Here is a 23791-nt window from a genome sequence, read left to right on the forward strand (position 1 = left end):
CGGTGGCGAGTCGAGTACAACACGGTACGCCCGCACAGTTCGCTGGGGTACCGCCCACCGGCACCGGAGGCCATTCTTCCAGGGGAAGCTGCTTCCGCTACGCTCCAGCACCTTCCCCTGGAAGAATTCTGACCTGCAACCCAAAATCTGAGCCATTCAAAATGAGAAAATCGAGGTAAAATCGGGCCATCCTTTTCGAGGAGAAGATGACCATGAAGAAGTCTCGATTCACGCATGAGCAGATTGCGTTTGCCCTCAAGCAGGCCGAGTCGGGTGTGCCGGTGGAGGAAGTTTGCCGGAAGCTGGGGATCAGTCAGCAGACGTTCTATCGCTGGAAGAAGAAGTTCGACGGTTTGGGTGTGGCGGAGGTTCGTCGGCTGAAACAGTTGGAAGAAGAGAATCGAAAGCTCAAGCAGTTGGTGGCGGACTTGAGTTTGGATAAACAGATTCTTCAGGATGTGCTGTCAAAAAAGCTTTGAAGCCTGATCGCCTGCGGGCAACGGCCGATCGTGTCCAGGCTGCGTATCGCATCAGCGAACGACGCACGTGTCGCTTGTTGAGCCTGGCTCGGTCGACATGCCGCTATCTGTCCGTGAGAGACGATCAGGCACCGCTAAGGATGCGACTGAAGGAGTTAGCCGCCACGCGGGTGCGTTACGGCTATCGACGATTGCACATCCTGCTTCGCCGCGAAGGCTGGGCGATCAACGCGAAGCGGGTCTATCGCTTGTATCGCGAGGAACAGCTCGGTCTTCGGACGAAGACGCCTCGTCGTCGAGTCAGTTGTCGGACACGGGCGTTGCGTCCTTCGGCGACTTGCATTAACGACTGTTGGGCGATGGATTTTATGACCGACGAGCTGTTCGACGGGCGTCGAATTCGGCTGTTAACGATAGTCGATCACTTTACTCGTGAGAGTCTGGCGATCGAGGTCGAGCCACGGTTCCGCGGCCAAGACGTCGTGCTGGCCTTGGAGCGAATCGCGGAGCATCGGAAGCTGCCCAAGACGATCCAGGTCGACAACGGCCCGGAGTTTACGTCCAAGGCACTAGATCAGTGGGCCTACGCCAATCAGGTCGTCCTCGACTTCAGTCGGCCAGGAAAGCCTACGGATAACGCCTTCATCGAGTCGTTCAACGGCAGCGTGCGAGCAGAGTGCCTGAACGAAAATTGGTTCTTGTCACTGGAGGACGCCAAGGAGAAGATAGAATCCTGGCGACGCGACTACAACGAACATCGACCACACAGCGCCCTGGGCAACCTGGCCCCCAGGGAATTCGCTTCATCTGGCCAGGCTAGCCTGGCCAGATGAAGATCCTGGATTTTCTCACTTGAGCTGGTACAGAAAAAGGGAGCACGTCAATCCTTGAAGACTATAACTTAAAGACTGGTTTCATTCGCGGGGGCAGGTCAAGGAATCTTTCAGGGGGAGATGCTGGAGCGTAGCGGAAGCGGCTTCTCCTGAATGAATCGTCTCCGGTAGAGTCTCAAATATGGCAACATTTTAGACTCTGATGTGATGGTGAAAGCTCCCCTAATCCCGTGCGGACCGCTTTAAAAGTCGATTGGAAGGACTATGCTAGGAGCACCCTTGCTGCGCGATTGGATCCGCTGCGAGAAAGTCGACCCGCCTCGAAAGAAATGGTCTTAAGCGATGACCTCAATGAACTTGGCCGATGAAATCGAAAGATTTCGTGAACGCCTACTGGACCTCAGTCTTCGAAACCCTCTCCTCAGTTATCGTAAGTCGAAACGTCGAACCCTTCAGGTGGTCAACGAGCTGCCCGACGTGATGTATCAGCGCTTGGTCGATGATGGGAAGCCATTTACGCTTGATTTTGTTCCGGATCCTCCGAAGGCGAAACCAGGAAATGGTCAACAAGATCTGCTCTCCCAAATGGAACAATTGGAAGAACGGTTGACGGGGGATAAGAACTCCGTGAAGGGGGCGCAGAAATACCCTTTGGAGCTCCCAGACGACCCGGGACAGCATCTTAATTCCAATAAGCACTTGTTTGACGATAAGTTGCAGACGAACCTGACCCAGTCGAGTCTCAACGCGACCATTCGAACCATGCGTCGCGAAGCGGATACAGCGATGCAAGAGACGGGGATCAATTACCTGTTCTTGGCAATCGGTTTTCTGGCCTGGCGGGAAGCAGAGAGCTCAGACAAAGACCGGATGGCTCCCCTGATTCTCGTTCCGGTTAAGATCGAGAAGGTTTCTCGCGGAAATGGAGAACCCCGTTTTACCATTCAGTGGGACGAAGACGAGGTCCAGTTCAATCTTTCGCTGCAAAAGAAGCTTGCACGTGACTTCGATCTCAAATTACCGGAATTCTCAGAGGAGTCCTGCCCGGAAACGTATTTTAAAGAAATCCGCTCGGCCATTCGCACGAAACAGGACTGGTCGATCAAACGCGAAGCCGTGTTAGGCTTCTTTTCTTTTCATAAGTTGTCGATGTACGCCGATATCGATCCTGAGAATTGGGGTATGACTGACGGGACTTTCTCAGGGGGATTGCTCGAAGACCTGGTCAGCGGTCGGGAGGCAAACGAAGACGAAGATCTGTCCTCTTCCTCGCTTTATGCACCGGACTATGATATCGACCGGAACGAAACCGTTGAAAAGCTGTGGCTTGCCCTCGATGCGGATAGCTCCCAGCAATCGGCATTGGTCGATATCCGTAGTGGCAAGAACTTGGTGATTGAAGGTCCACCAGGTACGGGGAAGTCACAAACGATTACCAACGCGATTGCCGATGCCCTTGGCGCAGGAAAGACGATCCTATTCGTCGCCGAAAAGTTAGCTGCTCTTCAGGTTGTCCATGATCGAATGGCCGCGTTGGGACTGAGTGACTTTTGCCTAGAACTTCACAGCGACGGGACCTCGCCTCCGAAAGTGTTTCAGTCGCTAGGTGATCGATTGATGGGGGACTACCCACGCCCAGATAACCTTTCTCTCAGTCAGCAAACGCTTACTGAACGTCGAAAGCAGCTCAATGCCTATGTTGCGGAGATGGCGACGAAAGCTGGCCCCGAGAATGAACCACTCTACGATCTTTTATGGCGAATCATCGGGTTGCGTGATGCAGGGGCACAGTATGTGCCGCAAGCTCTGGGGAAACTTCCGCAGGATCGAGGTCAATTTCAGCACGCGCATTCCACGGTAACTACGTTTGCCAAAGTGTATCTGGAGACACCCACGCCCTTGAAATCTCCTTGGTGGGGATTCTTCCCAGAAGGGTTCGCTTTTCGGCAGGAGGAATCCATTCGCGCGCATCTGACACGAACTCGTGAATTTGCCCAGCAGATTCGTGATTCTATCTTGTCCATTGTGGAAACGTGGTCAATTCCAACAGAGCAGGCGTATCGGTGGACGTCAAATCTTGCCACTGAACAGCTTCGCGAGTCTTTGGCGAATCAACCGTCGGAATCGTTGTCGGTTACACGGCATCTGTCAGGTCCGGAGCAAATTACGCAGTGCCACGAGCTGCTAGGTCTGATCGAGAACCAGGAAGCGCACAGAAGACAGCTATTGGAAGAATACGGTTCCAGTCCCGAGGCGTTGTCGGGGCACGTTTCGGCACTCGAAGGACTTGTTCAATCCCTGAACTGGGATCCAGATTCCAATCGAACCGTCATGCGGCAGGTGCTAACTTGGTTCCAAGATGTTCGTGGTCAGTTCGTTACCCTATCCGATGCCATTGAGCTCCTGAAGCGAAGTGGGATCGCTCTTTCCGACTGGGGGCCTGATTTTCAAAGGGGGATCAAGCTCGTTCAACTGATTCGACATTCTGTCACTGAGGATCCGGCAGCGATCACAGGATCCATGTTTGATGGCTCCGCCGTGCCAGTATTTCGACAGGCCAAACAAATCCATGATGACTTAGTCAAACGGCGAAACCAGATCCAGCAGCGAATGCAATCGATCGCCGAAGGCGAAATGGGCGAACTGCAACCACCAAGACATGATCGGGATCTAGCCCAAAAGGTTGCCGAGGAACTCAAGCAACTGAATCTCCAGAAAGCAACCCTCGCACAAGTTAAAGAAATTCTCGAGTGGGCAACGCCGGCGGAAAACTCGCTCACTCAAGTGGAAGAAATGGGGCAGGACTTTAGCGGTGAATTTGTAAAGCCGGCCAAAAGCTTCGAAGTCTTTCAAGCCAATTCGATCATTGTCCAGTTAGCACGGCACTCGGCGGTCGCACAGGATGACTGCGTATCTGAGCAAATGTTTTCGAATGAGGCCTGGAATACTTGCCAGCAGGCATTGAAGACGGCGGAGGGACTGAAGGAGCGGAAACAAAAATTAGAAAGCTCCTTTCACCTGCCGTCCGTGCCGGGACCAGAAGAAATCAAGAGCATTTCCAAAGCGCTACGCCGAGGCCGCAAGTCCTGGTTCAAGTTTCTCGATCGGGACTTCCGGGAAGCGCAGGAAAAACTCGACGAATTCATTGCCGTAGGTAAGCGTCTCAAACTGGACGATTGCATTCGTGCGTTGGAGGACCTGGACGTCCTGACAAAAGATGAAACATCCTTTGGTGACGATCCGCGCCTTCGCGAGCATCTGGGGGCAGAGTTCCTCGGGGTGGAGACCGACTGGGAGTCCCTCAAGACTCGTTTCGCCTGGATGCGTAAAGTTAGACAGCATGGTTTTGACTGTGAGCGGGCCACCGCCCTTCTCCGGGAAAAGTCGAAGCTTCTCACCAATGTGTCGAATCAAGATCTCAGGCGCGCGGAAACAGCATTCGCGGACCAATGGCTGGGGCGCGATTCCTTTGCCAAGGCGTTCTACCCCAACGACATCAAGGGGATGCCGTTTGACTTGCTCGGGAGACGACTACGATGTTTCATCGAAAATGCGACGCAGTTGCTGCGAATCACAGAAACTGTGGAGCTACCGAAGAATTGGACCGTTGAGCAGATTCTGGAACTGGCGGGTGCGTGGCAAGAACTCGATCAATACGAAGCGGAACTGAGACAATTCAAGCAGGATGGTTCGTATAAACAGGCTCTTGGCTCACACTTTTGTGGCCCGGAAACCGATTGGGCGAAGTTGGAAATGGCCTTCAACTGGGCGCGGAAGGCTAAAGAGTTTCAAGCAGATTTCGGACTATGCTCCCAGCTCTTCGAGCATCGCAATGGAGTACTCTCGGACTTTGATACCAAGAAATCAAGCGAGTGCGCTGAAAAACTGGATGGACTCCTGGAAGTTACTCCGCAATCGGTCGATATGTTGAACGGATTGTCTGGGAAGCTACCCGACGAGATCGTGCCCATGCTTGATTCGCAGTTAGAGGCGATCGAGAACGGAATTCAGGCGACCTTGGATCTTGGCCTCAATGATCAGGTGACCACCGCCGACATTGCACAACAGTTGGAGTTGACCCGCACCATTGATCAGACGCAGGCTTCTATGGATGATCCTGAGAAGTGGCACGTGTTACGTGATTGCGGAGTCTTCCAAGAAATACTTGCGTCCCCAGAACGTGTGAAAGCCATACTAGCATGGGTGGAAGAAGTGCGACGCTTAATGGGCGATCTCCCAACTCCACTGATCGATTCCCTATTGGAAACGGCTGAAGCGACCGAGGTGTTGTTCCTTTGCGACAAGATCGACGGTATTCGAGAAGCAGAACGCTTCCTGCGAGAAGAGCGATCTAAGCTCGAGTCATTTGGCCGTGTGGAAACCGATTGGCTAGGTATTGGTCCGAAGTACGTACTGGATGGCTCCACCGAAGCGGCGTGCGAAGAACTGGTTGATCAACTCGATCAGCTTCCGGAATGGTCTAAGTTTTGTCGAGCCTTGCAGGAGTGTGAAAGATTGGGGCTCGAAAAGTTTTGTGACCTGGTGATTCACGGCGAATTGGAGCCCGCGTCTTTGGGGAGCAGCTATCAGCTGACGGTCTTAGAAAGCGAAGTCGAGGGGATTTTTGGTGGCTCGGAGATCCTCCGGACGCATTCTGGACAACTGCTTCAGGGAATTCGCGAAGAGTTTCAGAGCTTTGATAAGCAGATGCGTGAACTCGGGAAGCAGGAGATCGCCGCGCGTGCGGCGGATCGCCCTGTGCCGGAAGGAAATTCACGAGGTCGTGTTAGTGAGCTCACAGAACTCTCTTTGATTCGACATGAGGCGATGAAACAACGTCGACACTGTCGCATACGCGATTTGATGGGACGTGCTGGTAAGGCAGTTCAGTCGTTAAAGCCATGCTTCATGATGAGTCCGCTATCGGTATCCCGTTTCATCCCCCAAGGGACTGTGGAATTCGATCTGGTCATCATGGACGAAGCGTCGCAGATCAAGCCAGAGGATGCGATTGGTACGATTCTGCGATCGAAGCAACTGGTCGTTGTCGGTGACCCGAAGCAGTTGCCTCCCACATCTTTCTTCGATCGCTTGGGGGAAGAGGTTGCTGATGAAGAGTCGACCCAGTTCGATAACACCGAGTCGGTGCTAGAAGCCTCGATGAAAGTGTTTCAGCCGTTTCGGCGTCTCCGATGGCACTATCGCAGCAAACACGAAAGTCTGATTCGATTCTCCAATACGCAGTTTTACGATAATGATCTCGTCGTGTTTCCTTCACCGAGTGGGGACACAGAGCAATATGGTATCCGTCACGTCTTTGTCGAAGGAGCCACCTGCACCTCCGGCGAGAATGTCAGGGAGGCGGAGGCCGTCGTCGAAGAGATCGTCCGTCATGCCCTTACGCGGCCCAACGAGTCGCTCGGTGTGGGAACCTTTAACAAGAAGCAGTGCGATCTGATTCAAGAGCTTCTCGATAAACGTTGCGAAGCGGATTCCATGGCGGCGCTCGCGGTCGATCAGCTGCGAGAACTCGATGAAACGCTCTTCATCAAGAACCTGGAGAACCTTCAGGGGGATGAGCGAGACGTTATCTTCGTCTGTTACACGTACGGAAAAGATCCCGCCAGCGGTAGATTGTTGCAGCGTTTTGGTCCGATCAACTCCCAAACTGGTTGGCGTCGACTGAATGTTTTAATCACGCGATCCCGACATCGCATGGTTGTCTTCTCGTCCTTCATGCCGAGCGATGTCCAAGGCGGACCTGACAAGAGTCGTGGCGTGAATGCGTACAGGGAGTTTCTCCAATACGCGGTGACGGGAAGTGTGTCGGAACCTGGGGTAGCAACGGGGAGATCGCCCGATTCCGATTTCGAGGTTGCCGTCTGCCGTCATATCGAACAGATGGGACTGGAGGCGGTCCCTCAAGTTGGCGTTGCCGGCTTCTTCGTGGATATCGGTGTGCGGCGGAGAGGAGGCGATCGCTCTTTCTTACTAGGCATTGAATGCGATGGGGCTACCTACCATTCGGCCAAGTGTGCCCGTGATCGTGATCGCTTACGAGAGGAGATCATCCGGTCCCGCGGATGGGAAATCCACCGCATTTGGTCCACGGATTGGTTTATGAATCAGAAGGCGGAAATTGCGAAATTAGAGAAGGTTGTGAAGGCTTGTCTTTAATGCCATGCCGGGCAGGATACGAGTCCGAAGCAGTCGTGTTGTAGAAATATGAGCATGATGAAAATCCGTTTTGGTTCGTGGAATGTCAATCATCGAAAACTTCGGCAGGCACATCTTGACATCTTACTCGATGCCCAAGTGCATTTACTCGCTTGCCAAGAGGTGTCCGCCTCGTTCCACGCCGCTCTGGATGCATCTGGTCTGTTTGACTGGAGTGTGAGCTCACTTGATTTGCGACCACCGGAACCTGACGAAGGACGGGCCCGCCGGCTGGGATGTTCGCTATTTGGTCGGGGAGATCTTTCGCTGATCGATGCCTCTTTGCTTCCGGATCTTGTTTTTCCAGAGCGTGCGTTGGTTGCAAAGGTCCGAGCTGGCGACTCGCCATTCACTGCTTGCTGTTTCCATGCGCCGCCTGGAGCAAATTGGGGCGTCGTTAAGCCACAGACGCTGGTCAAGATTGCGGAGTGGCTTTCTGAACGAGAGGGCTCAAGCATAGTGGGGATCGACGCAAACTGCCCCAAATTTGAGCATCTAGATATCACACAAAACGAATGGTGGTGGGCGGATGAGCCGAAGCTATTAGGTCCGAGCCCCATCCACGCAATGAAGGACGCATTCAGAATTCATCTTTCACAGCAGCCACAGGAGCTAGAGGGTATTATCAAGCAAAGGCCGAACGGACCACTCGCCGTTTCCCACGTACGAGGGAACTCCCGTAAGAGGACTGAATGTCGTTATGACTTCGTGTACATCTCCGATGATATCGGTGTGAAGCAGGTTCGCTATGATTTTGGGAATCAAGTTCGCGCCTCCAGTGACCATGCGCTCGTGCTGGCGGACTTGGTTGTTCCTGTGTCATGAAAATGGATAAAGCACTGACCTGCCCATTTCCCAACGGAAGCAACTTCCCCTGGAAGAATCGATACTCCATTAATCTGAGTGGGAAGGTTTCGTTCGAACGGACAGATGGAGCCCTCTTGGAGCATCGGCACCGGAAGGCTAAGAGTTTGCTCTACCAGGTTGTGCTCTGCTGTAGACGCAACGCCACGTTCGATTTCTGCCTTGGTGTGGTCCGGTGAAGCGGAGCTCGGCTTTGCTGGTCGCAACCGAACGAGGAAGAGTCAGGGCCAAGGTGCGCCGGCCCACACCTTGGCCCCTGGCAGTCGGCTATGGGGACGTATGTGTTTCGTTGCTTCAGACGGTGGAGCCATGCCAACGACAATCCCAGGGGCTAAGGGCTGAGTCCCCGACTTCGGCCGAATGAGCGGCTGATACTTAAAAAAATGGTTAGGGTTGCCGCCTTTTAGGGCGGCTCATTTTGCGCGTTCGTTTTCGTGAGCACACCATAGCTGCGACCAAGATCTCTTCGACATACAGGTCATCAAGTCTCGATTCTGGCACGCTCTGCAGAGCACGCCCGGCAAGAATTACATGATTTGGATGCTTGGTAAGCGTCTATGCACGTACATATCAGGCAAAAAAGTGGCCGGGAAACAGTTTCCCGGCCATCATGCAACAAGCACAGTATCGCCTTAAGTGCGAACCGGCCCAAGTCTCGAAGATGTTAGGCAGGTAGGCTTAGAAGCAAAGCAGCGTTTCCACCGGTGATTCTCAAACTCCTGCCCGTTTTCGAATTCCCTGCAGGAAGCCCTCCGTTTGGATCGTTGTATGTGACCGAATCTATCCTTTACGTTCACGTTGGTGCATGGCAAGGTGATTCGACTCGTATGGCACTTTGCCTGGGAGCAATAACACTGTCTTGGCAGAGATTGGCCCACACCATTGAGCGCTTGCCCGCTTGAGCCACCACGCGCGATTCCCCACGACTGATGCTAAATTCACGAAATCCTAGTTGAACCGCGCGAGTGAGATACTGTCGATTTGCCGCGAAACGTAGATTAGCTCCCTCCTTCGATGACCGTGTAAGGACAACTTCTGTCGGATTCACCTTACCTGGAGCCTTGGCTCTGAGAACCACGGCGCCATTTAGATCGACCGTGATGGGTGCGTATAACACGTCCTCACTGGGGAGATGCTTGATCGATCGTAACAGGTATCCAGCATCAGACTCATCTAACCTTAAAGTGCTAATGGCCGATTGGGACTTCTCGAGGAGCGAATCGATTTCCGGATATCGTCCCGTTTTGTTGATCTTGAACCAGATGGTCCATCGCCCGGTCCGGAAAGCGATCCAATCGATCGCCTTGCCAACGAAAGTGCGATCCTTCGACCGCATTTCGGAAAGACGAAATAGGGGACTCGCCTGGATCAAGTGCGACTGCTGCCAGGGGAACTTGAACCCATCTTCCGAAAACAGCTGTCGACCATCGGTTCCGACGATCTGGCCATCCCTTCCTCGCAGGCGGATGTGACTCAGCGTGAATGTTGACGGTTCACGCTCGGCCGAATCACTGGCATTTCGTAGCGCATCCATGAGTTCCGGCGGATTCTCTTCCCAACTCGCCGGCAATTCCGGGAATGGTTGGAAGGTCTCCGGCTTAGCTTCGACCTGCTGCGGGATACCCATTTCATACCAACAGGCTCGAATACGGTCCGCATCGGCCTGAAACGAAATCTTCGATTGACGGCTTGCCTGACAGTTCCGCAACATGTCAAAGGGTAATACGCAGTGAAATGGTGAAAAAGTGCCCGGCTGCCTAAATTCCATCGCGAGATCTGGCGTACTTGCCCGTAAGCAAATCACAGCGGAATTAGCCGTGATCTGGACGTTGGGGCCACGATGACGACGTGTGACCTTAAGCCCCTTTTTGACAACAGAGCGGAACGCATGAATTACCGATCCTAAAACAGTACACATGTTTTTCTCTTACCTAACAGTGGATGAATGAGAACGATGCCCGGAACGAACAAAGAGGCCCTCTATTGAGTTATTGCTTACCGTTGAGCAGCCTGGTTGCGGCTTTGTTCGACCGCGTCCCAGTCGACCGTTTGAGGAGGCCAATCGAGCTCATCGGACTCCCATTCGTCATCAATTGGAATGGCGAGATGGAATCCCAGCCGTCGGATATCGCGAACATCGTCCCCGGTCGCCGAGGCGATCAGTTCATTAAGTTGTGCTTGTGTCATTTGCGTTGACTCCTGGAAAGAGAAAACGCCGCCCCGAATTGGGGCGGCGTCAAGAACAACCGCCCCAAATGGGGCACTAGTTATGGGAAAGACAAACTAAGAAGCGACGGGAAGCCAACGGGTTTCTAGCCAACGCTCCTCTGATTGCAGTGCATTACGGCGTGTCGCGAAGGGCCCCTGCAACGGTCCACCGACAGGCGACAGGTCTACGGTCCACTGACCATCTGGCGTTGCTTCGACATGCGACCCGCGTGTGATTGCCAGCTTGCCCAGGCAACGTAGGTCGATTTGCTCGCCATACAGACAGCGCGCGTTACCGTCAGGTTTGACAATGATCTGCATTCTCAGCTCCTTAGCGAGGTCGCCGGAGGATGTTGCGACGCGGGCGATCGACTAGTAGGCCGTCCAGAGATGATTGGACGGTTGCCAGTTGAGTCACCACTTGCTGGCGTAGCCGGTCACTGTCCCGAAGCTCTTGCGGCTGGATGCCACCGATGACTCGTTGTGCCCGGTCGACTAGTTCTTCGAGTTCTTCACTCGAACCGATGTTAAGATCCCGGAACCGTCCAAAGAATGTGGTCAGGTTTTCCACCGCAGAATCGCGAAAGATTTTGGGCTTGCCGTCATCGGAACCGGAAAGTCGCTCCGAAAGATGCGAGACCAACTTTTCTAGTTCCTCAAGAAATGCCTGTTCGGCCATTCGGACGGCATCATCGAAACGAGAGCGAACTCTCCGGCATTCCTCCTGGTATAGCTCCGGCGACAACTGCTGAAGGTAGCGCGGTGCCTCGACATTGGGCCAATCCCAACTTAGATCGAATAAACCCTGCAGGCTGATCGGATAGTCCGCTTCGTTGTAGAGCCGACCCAGACGACGTTGGGCAGCCTCTTTTAAATGGGCGAATTCCCTATCCAGTTCCGAGACGGCTTCCTGCAGATCCTGCTTGAGCGTCGTCATCCAAACCTGGATCGTGCTCAAATCATCCCGCTTGATCAGGCGAATGCCCGCCTCGGGAAACGGCAGGCTGACCGATTTCCAGAGTCCCACGGCACGACTGCGGACATTCGTGACCGCCTTGTATTTGGGATGCTTCGTGTCGATCAGGCGTTTACCGGCGGAAAGGACTTCGCCGTCGGCCCCGAACGCCTCAGCCGCTTCTAAGCGTTGTTCCGTTGTCAGCGATTTGCGTATTCCGAACCAGCTGAAGCTTAGACGCATCGGGATCATTGTCGAGCGCAATCGTTCAGCAGGTAAAGTATCACCCACTGGGGCGCTGGTCATCGAATCGACCATAGTGCTCATTCGTTAGGTTTCCTTATTACAGGGGAGGAAAGATAGGCGCAGCAAAAGAGCCATGTCCTTAGGGAGACATGGCTATGGGCTTCAAACTGCTGATAGCTAAAGCTGGCTTAATTGGCCGAAGGATCCCGACTGACCCTTCGTCGAGAGTTGCTTTGCTTTTGGGATCTCTGATAGATGCCAGGGCGACTTGCCGACAGGCAGCGGCCACTCGCCCAAGTTCGTAATGTGTCAATTGACTCGGCTGCCGTCACGGCAATCGGTACCACATTTTCCGCAGCCTGGACTAGCGGAACGTCTAGGAGTGTCGAAAGCCGACAGCAGCTTTTGATTTCCGCGCCAGACCAATTGGCATCATCAGGGAGGCTTTGGTCTCGGTCTATCTCGAAGTAATCCAGATAGATGTTCCAGATGGCGTCTTTTTCCTCCCGGTCAGGCAGATCCAGGAAGAAAACACCATCAAAGCGTTCGGACCTTCCAAACTCCGGTGGTAGTCGAGTAATATCGTTCGCCGTACAGACAACAAACACATCCGATTCATGATCATTCAGCCAACTGAGGAAAGTGCCGAACATCCGCGACGCCACTCCGGAATCTCCGTTCCCATTTACGCCGGCGAATGTCTTCTCAACCTCATCAATCATGGCAACGCAAGGTGCCATTGCATCCATAATCTTTAACGCTTGACGAGTTCGCTCCTCCGACTGCCCTACCAAGGATCCCATGAGGCCTCCGACATCAAGAACCAGGACCGGACGTCCCACTTCCTTTCCCAGGGCTCGGCAAAACGCCGATTTTCCGCAGCCCGGTGGCGAGAGCAGAAGGACGCCACGTGGACGAAAATGGGGATTGGGTCGGCCATGGGGACGAAGGGCACGTCGCGTAAAGGCCTTGAGGGAAGCCACTCCCCCAATGCTGTCAAAGTCTTGCGTTCCCCGGTGAAGTGACAATAGGCCACTTTTCTTTAGCGTTTGGATCTTCAGTTCCCAAACGGCTTTCGAGGTGACTCGCTGCTCGCGAATTAGCGACAAGGCGAAAGCACCTTCTGCTCCCATCCGAGTAAGCCCCGCCGAGGCATCGAGCACGCGGCCAAATTCATGATCATCCGGAAGTTCGCCAGGTTCCGTTGCGATCCCGCGAGCAATCTCCTCCAGTTGCTCTCGATTGGGCAACGCATGTTCCACAACGACGAACAGCTTTTCTAGTTCTAGCGGAATTTGGACGATCGGCGCCAGAATGACGATGATCGTTCTCGTCTGTTTTCCGGCCACGATTTGTCGGCACATCGCTTGTACGATTTCTGCTGAGGCCAGAAAGCGATGGAAATTCTGGAGCACCAGAATGGTAGGCGTGTCTGCGTTTCCCAGTGCACTGGAGGCGCGAATCGCCGTCAGGGGATCTGCCACGCTACTTTCCGAGTTGGATGAACCGCCGACCTGCAATCCTACTTCAATGTCCCAGGATGCAAATTGCCACTGTTGTTCACGGCAGAGTTGTGAGATTTCCGATAGAGCGTCCTGGTGCTCATGCGATTCGATCCATATCGCCGTGAAGCAGGCACGAATGTACTCCGCCAATTCATTTTTCAGGCTCATGGTTATTAACCTTAATTTAGGTGAAACGGTTTGCTTTCTGAACGAATCAAGAATCAACTTGACTACGTTCCTGCTGTTGAAGGTCTTGATAGAAGTCGGCGGTTAGTCGCTCGCCGGACCGCTGGCCAAGAGCACTCTCCAGAAACCTGCTGGCTTCCTGGCATCCTGCGCCAGAGAAGCCGAATGTGGTGATCCTGGTCTCGCCCTGGGGAGAAACGAGGATTTCGATGGTCTTACTCAACTGGCACCTCCGACCTGGATGGTCAGTTTGACCATTCCATCTTCGAGCGGTTGCTCCAGTACCGTATGCCCCATACGGCGTGCCTCAAGTGAAGCCTTCTCGATGGCGTAACTCTGAACGAGTCGATCGAGTTCCACTTGATCACCCCAGCGGCCTTCGTAGTTGTCGAAGGCAAGGCTGCCGGCATCGATATCGGCGACGACTGGATATCTCCATTTGGGAAGTTGCACTTGCCAGCCGGTTGCTTCGCTGCTGAACAACTTGGCGGTACCATATACCGGTTCTGCCAGTTTCAGGCGTTTGGTGGCGAGCCGTAAGGCCGCCACATCTTTGATTTGCGTTTGGATCGTGACGATGTGACTCACTTATTCCTCCTGAATACTAGGTTCAATTTGATGGGTTAGTTTTGGGGGATTCGTTTCTGGGCGATTGAGAAGCACCGGTTGGGCTGCAATAACATCGCTCAAGAGCAGTTCCGCCACTTCAGAATCATTCGATTCACCAAGTGGACTACGTAGCAAATACCAGCAGATCGCCAGCGGTGCCAAGCAGCCTGCCAAGGTGCCTAGTGATAGGATTGCGGAGGCTGTTAGGGAATCGCGTTTTCGTTCCGCCGCAATCTCTTTGCGATCCAATTCCAGAGCATCCCGCTGCTTTCCAAATTCAGCCCGCTCCGCCTGCACTTCTCGGTGCAGTGTCACCAACTCTTTTCGGGCCACGGCATCCGATGCCACCATTTCACTGGATCCTTCGGCGACCTTGCCGTGCAGTTCCGCCATGAGGCGGCTGCGTTCTGCTTCACTCAGATTATGCCGTTTGGCGAGTTCTAATAATTCGTCCTCGTCGCAACCGATGGCGAGCGTCACGAGGATAAGGGCAATACAGCTAAGTGTGTTTGTTCGATTCATGAGAGCTAAGTTTCTCCACAAGACGACGAAGGATTTGTTGTAGGGCCTGGCGAAGCCTCCTTTCTCGAATCAATGCCAGAATAGCCACGAAGAGAGAAATCGACACCAATGCAACAATCAGGTACGACACGAAGTCACCTCCTTTCAGAAAAGGTTTCTAATCCAGAATGACTCGAGCTAAGTCGTTCTCACTTCTTATGCCACACAATGGGGAAGTTTTTAGTTTCCTAACGTGGCGGACAGAAAGAATTCGCCCCACGGACGCTCAATGGACAGGAGACTCAGAAATTGGACTGAATCCAATCATCGAGTTCACGGAGAGAATGTAGGCCAGGGGATTCTTGTAAAATTGGATCGGCGAAGGGACCGCTATTACGGTTCTGGAAAGAAAACACGATACCAATTCAGGAGTCGATACCGCCGTGGAGATTCTAGTAGAGTGGCGGCCGAGATGCTAAGGGCCACGCCTTCGGACCGTGGTGGTGTGACGAGAAGTGCCGCATAAAATTCGACTTGAACAATTCAGCCTGATTTGGTGTTAGGCCAGGCAACACCGCCTCACCTAGTCCGATAAACATGCTCGGCTAGAACGGCAATAAGTCCTTAGAAACACACGAGGAATCCGTTCACAATCTAATTATGATAATTAAAGTCTACTGTAAGTTCCTGGTAGGAAACGTGTTGCAATTACTCAGAAGTTGATCTTCCTTGGATCGCACTAAACTGAACGAGCCGGAGCGCAGACACTATTGCTGCGAATATCGGTTCCCGTGGAGAAGGATCTGCGGCGAAGACCTCTTGCCCATGGCGTCTCTCAACAGCTAGAAAGTGCTGACATTTCCCTGGCACAGAAGGTTTATCGGAGACCAATCTATCTATTTCACGTAAGTCTGAGAACATCAACACTTCAGAGGCATAACGTTGGTTCTCGTCGCCTGCGGTGAACGAATCGGTAGAAGAAATGGCCGGTACTGTCGTACGAAGACGTTCTTTTCGGAAGCATCTCTGAATTAGGTCGCGTTGACGTCAGCTGTGATTGCTTGGCGAGGTGCCAAATCAGTTCTCCACCATGCTTCTCCTCAGTTTCCGTCTACGACTTCTCGAAGATGGGACACGCCATCACTGTCACCGTATATCTCACGAATGTCGACCAGTTCACGAATAGCTGCTAGATAGCGAGAATGAGCACGCGCATACTGGGCGTCCCAAAACCGCGAATCACGCTCGCCGTTTTGCGACTGAAGCGTTGCCATATGCGTATATCGTAATTCCAGCCATGAAATCATGATCTGATCCACCAGTAGGGCATCAACAGGATTGTCTGCTTTACCACGAATCGAATCCTTCAGGTCGTCAACCTTCGACCGAAGAGACTCTTTCAGTACCACCTCTCCTCCGGAGATCATCTCAATCAAGGTCGCTTCCACATGCCTGTTCAGATCAGCATAGGGATCCCAAATATCCTTGTGATGCCGCACGATGCGTTGTAGCTCCTCGGCAGCGTCATCGTCTCCTTTCCGGGACAGACGAACAAGCCGATGGAATTCTTCCAGGGTCGGCAACTCGGGATTATTGGCCGATATATCCTCGAGCGTTAGCCGGTGGTTCTGTGACATGAGTGCCCGGAGACCCTTTTTAAGCTCGAGCCCTTCAGCCCACATGCAAAGCTGGAGCACGAAACGTACGTGGCTGCTTAGCGCATTGAGGGCGGTCAGGTATCGTTTAAAGTCACTTCGCTCATTCTGAAGCTCAAGTGTCAGCGCGGCTTCTTCCGCGCAGTCCAGCCTTAGCTTTTTGTCTACTAATCTGGTGACCGGATCGTGCTCTGGACCGATGTATCGCTTAGTAACCTTCCCGTTTATTCTTATGGAGCGATACAGGTACTTGGATTTTGAATCACGTCGCTTTTCCCAGCCCATCTTTCTTGTGCTACACCTACGTGGAGTGGTTTCGGTGTTTTGATGACGGCCAGTCTGTGCAGCCCTCCTCACTTAACAGATTTTACCTTTTCACGGGACAGACATGTGTTTTCGTGCGTCGTGAAGTAGGAGAGCGGATGCAATTTGGTCGCCGGAAGCGGTAAATTGGCCTCGATTTGAGAGCACAAATGTGAGAATGCGGTCGCGGCCGTTACCGTCCGAGGGGAGCCCGAATCCAAAAGGACTGAAGTGTTTCTGGCAAGCGTCCGGTAATGCACAGGAATTTCGGATAACTGCTGCGACTCCACGATGATAGCGATTGTCGCCCTCAGGCGGTCCCGTTCTGTACTGAGATCTTCGCCGTTCCAACCCTCTTTGATGAAGGCCATCCAAGGTTCAATCACGTCCGGTCCCTGGAAGTACGCGCTTAACTGCATGAGCATTCTGGCATTCGTCCCTCTGCTTGGGTGAAACTCATTGATCAGATGCACGATGTAGCTCTTCTGATCGATTCGATCCTGGATGTCGAAAAAAAGATCCCGATAGGCCTGCACTGTTTCGGGGGGCAAATTCAACTGATAGCCGATAGCCGTGTCGGACTGTCGAGCCAGCATCCGTGTCTCTATTTCAAGTCGATGCCCATTAGTTGCCTCGAACTCGAGACGAGCGCGATCGACGTGGACGAAGGGGGAGCGAATCCGCCGTTTATGACCTTTCACGGAGCGTCTCGCTACCTCTCGCATGTACTTGACGGCTATTCCCGTAGCAGTGTCGTCGCGTTTGCTGGAATAGTACCTCCCATGATCTACCAAATACTGGGCCCGTTCCCACCGCCAATTTGGGCGGCGATAGGGATCAAGACACTGCTGTTGCACGAAGGGAATATCTGTCATGGCACCAAGTTGATTTCAGAGACGCCGTCTGCTCCGTGGAGGACGCGTTTCCCAGTTCGGATGGATCGGCTAATGAGAGCGTTCACCTACTTGTGAGTGGCTTCTTCTAGTTTAGTGGCCGAATGGCTTACCGGCTCAAAATGAAAAAGAATCGACCTGCGTTCGTCAAAGTTTGCAGATGCTTTTCTCCCCAGTAACCACTGGTGGTGATCATCAAAACGCTAATGAGGGGTTGCTCCTCAGATAAAAACACTCTTGTTCCCATTGTTCCCAGTAAATCTAGATAACTAACTATTTCTTGTGAGTTTCACACACTCCTACAACAGCGAGAACAATGTGTTAGACGGTTGCAGTTTACAAAGCGCCATGTCCGTTCGTGACTACTGGGAACTGATCTCGCAATTCATTGAAAACCCGTGAAATCTAAAGGGTTAACATCGTTCCCAGTAACTGGGATCACGGTTGCCAAAGAGATTAGCCAGTGCTAGGCGATTGCTGTGATGTATCGGCTTCTGACAACTGCTACGGCAATCGGTTCTTCTGGTCGCTCACGTAGGAATGCGTAATGGATCACCGTACAAGTTGATCGAAGTTGCACGGCTGAATGTATTCCAGTGGCTCGCGATGTTCTACAATCCAACGCGACTGCGACAGTCGCTGGGCTACAGGTCGCCTGATCAATACGAAGCCACACACGCTCTGGCTTGAGTTGCGCAAAACATCCAGCCGGCAACTGTCCGAAAGTCGAGGTCTCTCGCAAACTAGGGTTTCGCGAGGGTTGACGCTTTATGTTGGTCGTGAGTACGTGTTCCTAAAAAAAGAGGACGCCCCTGATGGAATCGAATTGGAAAGAGTTTGATGCGGCTTTTGCATGGGGATTTTGTTCACAGTATCCCAACGAAGCCATCATGCTGGACCTCTTATCGTGTGAGCACCCACCAGTCAAAATTCCGCAGTCTGCCTTGGAGATGATTAGGCTTCTGACCGTTCAGTGCGGTACTTATGTTGACATGTGCTCAGTGATATCCCAGAAGTTGAACGAGTTAGCCTTGCTTAACCGGCACCTCTATCAGCAAGAAGGTCAATCAGAACCTCCCCAATTCTTCCCAGTGTCTGACCCGTCGTCATATGATGAGTTGCCATTCGATGCGCACGGCGAGGCTCCGCCCCACAGTGGTCCTGTCGGACGCCTTTCCCGAGCGATCGAAATGGGGTTCGAGAGTTCCTCGCTGAATTATCTCCGACCTCTCTTTCGATTGGGGCGGCTTCTTGGAGCATTTCTCGCACTTCACTGGGTCGATAGGGAAACGGGAATGTGTGAGCATGCCGATGAGGTCTGGTGCAATGCAATTGAGAACCAAGTTTCACATTTGCCAGACGACTTGCAACCCGCTGTTGAAGTGCTTGTCGACGTTTCCAAGGCTTGTAGAAGCACAGAAGTTCCTCATGCTCTCCGTGAATGCTTGGAGGATGAGTGTGACGCCGATGAAGCAATAACGCCGTACGCTTTGTTAAAGTTCCTATGCGATGAACTTCGCGAGGTGGAGTTGAGCAATGATGATCGATCGAAAGTGACACCTCTCGCGCGTAGCGAGCGAGTTGAGTTATTCAATTATTCGGATAAGACACAGTGTTTAATTGATGGAAACCCCATTGAGAAACGGTTGTCACCCGTACCGTACACTGTCGTTGAATTTCTTGTGCGAAACTATCCGCGGGCTTTCACTTTGCAGGAATTGTGCCGCGAGTTAGGCCGAGATGTTCGTTCAGCAATTACTCGACTACGACAGATTAATGAATGGGAGGAAGTTTTGAAGACGCCAAGTATGAGCAAGAATAGCACGTACAGCATCGACTGATTGAGCGCGCAAAAATGCTCGCACTTGCTCGGAGAACTGCGCGCATCTAAGCCTTGGCGCCACCCCCCTACGCACCTTTACAATCTCCTCTACCAACGTTCACGAGGAGATATCGATGCCCCAATTTCTGACTGCGAAGCAACTTGCCCAACGCCTGGGAGTCAAGGAAGCCACCGTTCGCGTGTGGCAACGCAAAGGCTTGATTCCAAGTCTGCGTGCGTCTCGACGGCCATTGCTGTTTGACCTCAATGATGTCATTGATGCCATGAAGGTCCACAGTGCCATGACTAATTCCCCGTCGGAGAATAAGTCGTAATGACTGGCAAGCCGGTTACGTCCGAAGCGAGCGAGGTCCATCAGATTCTGGTGGACATGCAAGCAACGCTCCGACAACTGATGTCCCGTGAGAGCGTACCCCAACGTTTTCTCACGATCAGCAGTGCCGCGCGATTCACGGACTTATCCGAAGAGTCAATTCGACGTTTGATCGCCTCTCGGAAACTGACCGCCCATCGACCAGTGCGAGGACGCGTGCTGATCGACCGCCTGGAACTCGAATCGTTGATTCGTGGGAGCGTTAAAACGCCACGACGTGGACGTGGCCGAAAGTCCGACTGAACGCATTCGCTGGTCAGTTTTCTGAACAGGGAACGTTCGACAAAAAAACGGTGAGGCTGTCGAAGACGGACAACGACAACCACACCGCTACATTCATTTGTTGCCCATGGTCGCCAGCAAGCAATACCTGAGCAACTGAACCAATTGAAAAACAAGATGCACTCATGTCAAGTGTAACAGAACATTCTCGAATGGACACACCCAATGCAGTTGCCCTTGAACTAATTGTGAACGGAAAACGTCGTTCGCATCAACTCTCGGACCTCGCTGACACCGCAACTCGTGAAGAGTTAAACCAGCAGGTGCGCCGGAGTACTAGTATCGTAAAAGTCAATTTGCGGAACTTGCCGTCGTGGCCCGATGAATACCGTCCAAGTGTACTTACTTTTCTGGCTGAGAACGAAAATCACATCCAATTCTGTTTTGGACGACGAGAGCTGGCCAGTTCCGTCTTGCTTGGTGCGATACTCGAGATCCCTGCCAATGAGCGACAATTGAAGTTGCTTAACGCGATTCAGGCGGCGGCAATTGAGGTCGCGGCAATTCAGTATCCCAATTCATCTGAGGTTGCCGCAAATCATATTGCACAGTACTTGAAGAACCTGGGAATCAAGGGAGTCCGTGTAAGCCAACTAAATGCATCGATCAACAAATCTCGGAAGCATGTTAGCTCCTCAATTCGCAAATCCACTACCGGTGATCATCTTCCTATTGCGGATATCTTCTCCGATGTACCAGTAGAAGAAGACCTCCGAATTCCACCAGGATGGGTCGTTACCGCCGATGGGATTTCACAGATTGATGAGCCAATCGAAATTGACTCTCCTGTATTCATTAAGGAGCGTCACGTCGACAAAGTCAGTGAGAAAGAATCGGTAACGTTGGCGTTCTTGCGAGATGACGCCTGGAAGTTCGTGACGGTCTCTCGGGAAATCATCTCTTCAAACCGACTCATCGTCGACACGCTTGCGTCGATCGGCTTTCCGGTGAATTCGAACAACGCGCCGCTAGTCGTTCAATATCTGGCAGACTTTGAGAAGACTAACCTTCGTGCGATCAGAAGAAGCCGAATCACGCTTCAACTTGGCTGGCAGGGGGATCATGGGCACGACGGCTTCATGCTGGGAACAAAACACCTAGTCTCGAAGGCATCTCAGGGCTCCATCACCAATATTCAATTCCAGGGTGCAGATCAAGGCAATCAGCAGATTGCTAGTGCCTTCTATTCAACTGGGAGTTTCGAGACTTGGCGAAATGTACTCGAGTCAGTACGTGAAAAGCCCCAAGTAATGCTCGCGGTTTATTCGAGTCTCTCTGCTCCGATGCTGAGTATTCTAGGTGCCCCAAATTTTCTGATGAGCATCGCGGCACCTACGTCCAGCGGCAAGACGGTTGCGCTCCGCGTAGCCGCGAGTGTCTGGGGGAACCCCAACGAGCAGCAGCACATGTCCGTCCTCAAAACTTGGAGCAGCACGGCAACTTGGCGAGAACGAGTTCCAGCAGTCCTTCATAACCTCCCGTTCATGATGGACGATACGAAACTCGCTTTAAAGGCTTCTGATGTAGGGACCACTATTTATCAAGTCGCACAAGGCATCGGAAAGGGGCGTGGGTCCGTACTGGGTATCGCCCATCAAGATGTGTGGAACACGGTTGCAATCACCAGCGGTGAACAACCCTTGACCAACTTCACTCAAGACGGCGGCACAAGAGCGAGAACTCTGTCCTGTTGGGGCTCACCATTCAGCAACCAGACACCGGAAACAGGACGGTTTGTCCGTCAGGTCGACAGTGGCGTTCGAGAGAATTTCGGACATGCGGGGCAGCGATTCATACAGTACCTCCTTGACCACCAACAAGATATTAAAGAATGGCAAGTACGCTTTAGTAACGAGTTGGGTAAGTTCGAGGCGATGGCGACGCCGAGTCGCAACATCTTCGCAGGCCGTATGGCCACTCACTTCGCCACTATCTCGACCACGGCCTGGCTGGCCCATAAGGCATTGCAACTTCCGTGGGAGTACCGAGATCCGATCGAACCGCTCTGGGATATGCTGGTTGAGGAGGCTGGAGAAGCGAATCGCGCGGCGGAAGCCCTTCGTTATGTGATGGATTGGGCGTGGTCTAATCAGGCCAGTTTCTTTGGCCGTACTGGAATGACAAACGGGCAGCCTACTTTAGGCTGGGCTGGGCGATGGGACGTGAACTCAGACATACCCGACCTGTCCGAGAATGAGTCTTCCTGGGAATGCATCGTCTTTATCCGAGCCAGGCTTCGAGCGTTACTCAGCGACGGCGGATTTGAGGCAGAAGCCATCATAAGGACCTGGAGAGATTCCGGATGGCTATTGACCGATGATCCAAAGCGAATGACGCGGAAGGTACGGATTGGGGCTGAGTCAAACCAATTCAACGCCATCGCCATCCGTCGGACTGCGATCGAAGAAGTGACCAACTAGATGCAATTCACCGTGATCGGTCGCCGGCTACGAAGGCGACTGATCGTAGTTGAGTCGGACATCATTTGTCCAAAGGACTGGGGCCTGTTCCCATTAATCATGCCCAGCCCATGTTTACCACCGATTGCTTGTCCGTTTATTCATCAACAGCAAGTGTATGTCGTGAGACGTAGACAGTGGCAACCTGAACACCAATTCGGCATTCAAGTCCTTTGACTAAAAAGAGATTCTCCGTTGACAGATAAAGGGAATACTGACCACGAAAGCCAACACATGACTGGTTCTCGAATACAACGCCTGCGCACAATACCCGCGTCCTGTCAGCATCCAACGCCGATCGAGATATATCGTGCCGCTGAATCCTATCGACGCGCAGGACTCTCGGTAATGCCCATCAGTCAGGACGGTAGCAAGGCTCCGGCCGTCGATAAGCTTCCACGGGTGTGGTGCGGCAAACGGAAGAAGCACGTTTCTTCCTGGACTCCGTACATGGAACGACTACCGACTTTAGGCGAGATCAAGGGCTGGTTTAGCGGGGGGGGGCAAGGAACTCTTTCCCCTGGGATCGCGGTCATTGGCGGCCATGTCAGTGGCGGATTGGAAATCCTGGACCTGGACAACTACGACCTGTCCATTTCATTTAAGATCGAAGTTGAGAAGCGCTGCCCAGGGCTCCTCGATAAGTTGGTCGCGGTCACTACCCCTCGACCCGGGCTCCACCTTTGGTACCGCTGTAAACGCGTTGAGGGCAGTCAGAAACTGGCAAGCATCCGCGATCCCAAAAGCCCCCGTGGATGGAAGACCGCGATTGAGACCAAAGGCGCGGGTGGCTACTGCTTAGCGCCGCCCTCGCCAGGTGATTGCCACCCACTGGGAAAGTGTTACGCTTTTGAGACCGACATGGATCTGACTGACATCCAAACGATATCCATCAGTGAACGTCAGACCCTATTCGATGTGGCAGAATCATTCGATCAGTCCGAAACTTCTCGATCACATAAGGATCGGGGCCTCCCGCCGAAACGATCCACGCTCAATTCCAATCGGCCAGGAGATGACTACAATCGGCGAGTCAAATGGGAAGATCTCCTATTGAGACATGGTTGGAAATTGGCTGGAACTGGTAGAGGTGGCGAAGAACGCTGGACTCGCCCGGGAAAGGACAGAGGATGGAGCGCAACGGTTGACTATGCGAATCGCGACCTCTTCCATGTGTTTTCGGTAAACGCATTTCCCTTCGAAGCCGACCGGTCGTACACGAAATTCCATGCATATGCGTTACTTGAGCATGGCGGCAATTTCTCGGCGGCGGCTAGTAAACTAGCGCGACAAGGATACGGTCGAACTGTCCGGAAGAAGAAGCTTACGCGGAACCGGAGTGGTAGCGCTTATATACGTACTCTTCGAAAACTCCGGTAGA

18 protein-coding genes and 1 pseudogene are annotated in these 23791 nt (G+C 52.8%); 9 read left to right on the top strand and 10 right to left on the bottom strand.

Going from position 1 to position 23791, the window contains the following annotated elements; genetic code table 11:
- The 4 genes and pseudogenes from C5Y83_RS00005 to C5Y83_RS00020 all read left to right on the top strand — a co-directional run.
- Window positions 1-132, top strand: a 132-nt coding sequence (locus tag C5Y83_RS00005) for an integrase core domain-containing protein (protein WP_146117581.1), incomplete at its 5' end; no start/stop codon positions are given.
- An 80-nt stretch (window positions 133-212) separates the two neighbouring features.
- Window positions 213-1370 (top strand): annotated as a pseudogene (locus tag C5Y83_RS00010) (IS3 family transposase).
- A 293-nt stretch (window positions 1371-1663) separates the two neighbouring features.
- Window positions 1664-7489, top strand: coding sequence for a DUF4011 domain-containing protein (locus C5Y83_RS00015; protein WP_233207024.1), 5826 nt, complete (start codon window positions 1664-1666; stop codon window positions 7487-7489).
- Between the two features lie 54 nt (window positions 7490-7543).
- Window positions 7544-8353, top strand: a complete 810-nt coding sequence (locus C5Y83_RS00020) for a hypothetical protein (RefSeq protein ID WP_105327598.1) — start codon at window positions 7544-7546, stop codon at window positions 8351-8353.
- A gap of 832 nt (window positions 8354-9185) precedes the next feature.
- On the opposite strand, the gene C5Y83_RS00025 is transcribed toward C5Y83_RS00020, so the two are convergent.
- The 10 genes from C5Y83_RS00025 to C5Y83_RS00070 form a co-directional block, all read right to left on the bottom strand.
- Window positions 9186-10310, bottom strand: a complete 1125-nt coding sequence (locus C5Y83_RS00025; RefSeq protein ID WP_146117582.1) for a hypothetical protein — start codon at window positions 10308-10310, stop codon at window positions 9186-9188.
- Between the two features lie 77 nt (window positions 10311-10387).
- Entirely contained in the window at window positions 10388-10579 is a 192-nt protein-coding gene (locus tag C5Y83_RS00030; protein WP_105327600.1) for a hypothetical protein, read from the bottom strand.
- A gap of 96 nt (window positions 10580-10675) precedes the next feature.
- Window positions 10676-10921, bottom strand: a complete 246-nt coding sequence (locus C5Y83_RS00035; RefSeq protein WP_105327601.1) for a hypothetical protein — start codon at window positions 10919-10921, stop codon at window positions 10676-10678.
- Window positions 10922-10931: 10 nt separating this feature from the next.
- Window positions 10932-11882: a hypothetical protein gene (locus C5Y83_RS00040; RefSeq protein WP_105327602.1), complete on the bottom strand. Its 951-nt coding sequence runs from the start codon at window positions 11880-11882 to the stop codon at window positions 10932-10934.
- 107 nt (window positions 11883-11989) lie between these two features.
- Window positions 11990-13474, bottom strand: a complete 1485-nt coding sequence (locus C5Y83_RS00045) for an AAA family ATPase (RefSeq protein WP_105327603.1) — start codon at window positions 13472-13474, stop codon at window positions 11990-11992.
- Between the two features lie 46 nt (window positions 13475-13520).
- Window positions 13521-13715, bottom strand: coding sequence for a DUF2997 domain-containing protein (locus C5Y83_RS00050; RefSeq protein WP_105327604.1), 195 nt, complete (start codon window positions 13713-13715; stop codon window positions 13521-13523).
- On the bottom strand, window positions 13712-14080 hold the full coding sequence (locus C5Y83_RS00055) for a DUF1257 domain-containing protein (protein WP_105327605.1): 369 nt from the start codon (window positions 14078-14080) through the stop codon (window positions 13712-13714). Before C5Y83_RS00055 ends, C5Y83_RS00050 begins: the two co-directional genes overlap by 4 nt.
- Window positions 14081-14623, bottom strand: a complete 543-nt coding sequence (locus tag C5Y83_RS00060; protein WP_105327606.1) for a hypothetical protein — start codon at window positions 14621-14623, stop codon at window positions 14081-14083. It lies immediately after the preceding gene.
- Window positions 14624-15702: 1079 nt separating this feature from the next.
- Window positions 15703-16542 carry a hypothetical protein gene (locus tag C5Y83_RS00065; RefSeq protein ID WP_105327607.1) on the bottom strand — a complete coding sequence of 280 codons (840 nt, stop codon included), beginning with the start codon at window positions 16540-16542 and terminating at the stop codon, window positions 15703-15705.
- Between the two features lie 68 nt (window positions 16543-16610).
- Entirely contained in the window at window positions 16611-17156 is a 546-nt protein-coding gene (locus C5Y83_RS00070; RefSeq protein WP_158262162.1) for a hypothetical protein, read from the bottom strand.
- A gap of 21 nt (window positions 17157-17177) precedes the next feature.
- On the opposite strand from C5Y83_RS00070, the gene C5Y83_RS29255 reads away from it, so the two are divergent.
- The 5 genes from C5Y83_RS29255 (at window position 17178) to C5Y83_RS00095 (ending at window position 23790) form a co-directional block, all read left to right on the top strand.
- Window positions 17178-17531, top strand: coding sequence for a hypothetical protein (locus C5Y83_RS29255; protein ID WP_158262163.1), 354 nt, complete (start codon window positions 17178-17180; stop codon window positions 17529-17531).
- 1878 nt (window positions 17532-19409) lie between these two features.
- Entirely contained in the window at window positions 19410-19610 is a 201-nt protein-coding gene (locus C5Y83_RS00080; protein WP_105327610.1) for a helix-turn-helix domain-containing protein, read from the top strand.
- Entirely contained in the window at window positions 19610-19912 is a 303-nt protein-coding gene (locus C5Y83_RS00085; protein WP_105327611.1) for a helix-turn-helix domain-containing protein, read from the top strand. Before C5Y83_RS00080 ends, C5Y83_RS00085 begins: the two co-directional genes overlap by 1 nt.
- A 191-nt stretch (window positions 19913-20103) precedes the next feature.
- Entirely contained in the window at window positions 20104-22371 is a 2268-nt protein-coding gene (locus C5Y83_RS00090) for a DUF927 domain-containing protein (RefSeq protein WP_158262164.1), read from the top strand.
- A 273-nt stretch (window positions 22372-22644) separates the two neighbouring features.
- A complete protein-coding gene (locus tag C5Y83_RS00095) occupies window positions 22645-23790 on the top strand; it encodes a bifunctional DNA primase/polymerase (protein ID WP_105327613.1) in 1146 nt (381 codons plus the stop codon).
- Window position 23791 lies beyond the last annotated feature (1 nt).

This window comes from Blastopirellula marina (assembly GCF_002967765.1).
GTDB lineage: Bacteria > Planctomycetota > Planctomycetia > Pirellulales > Pirellulaceae > Bremerella > Bremerella marina_A.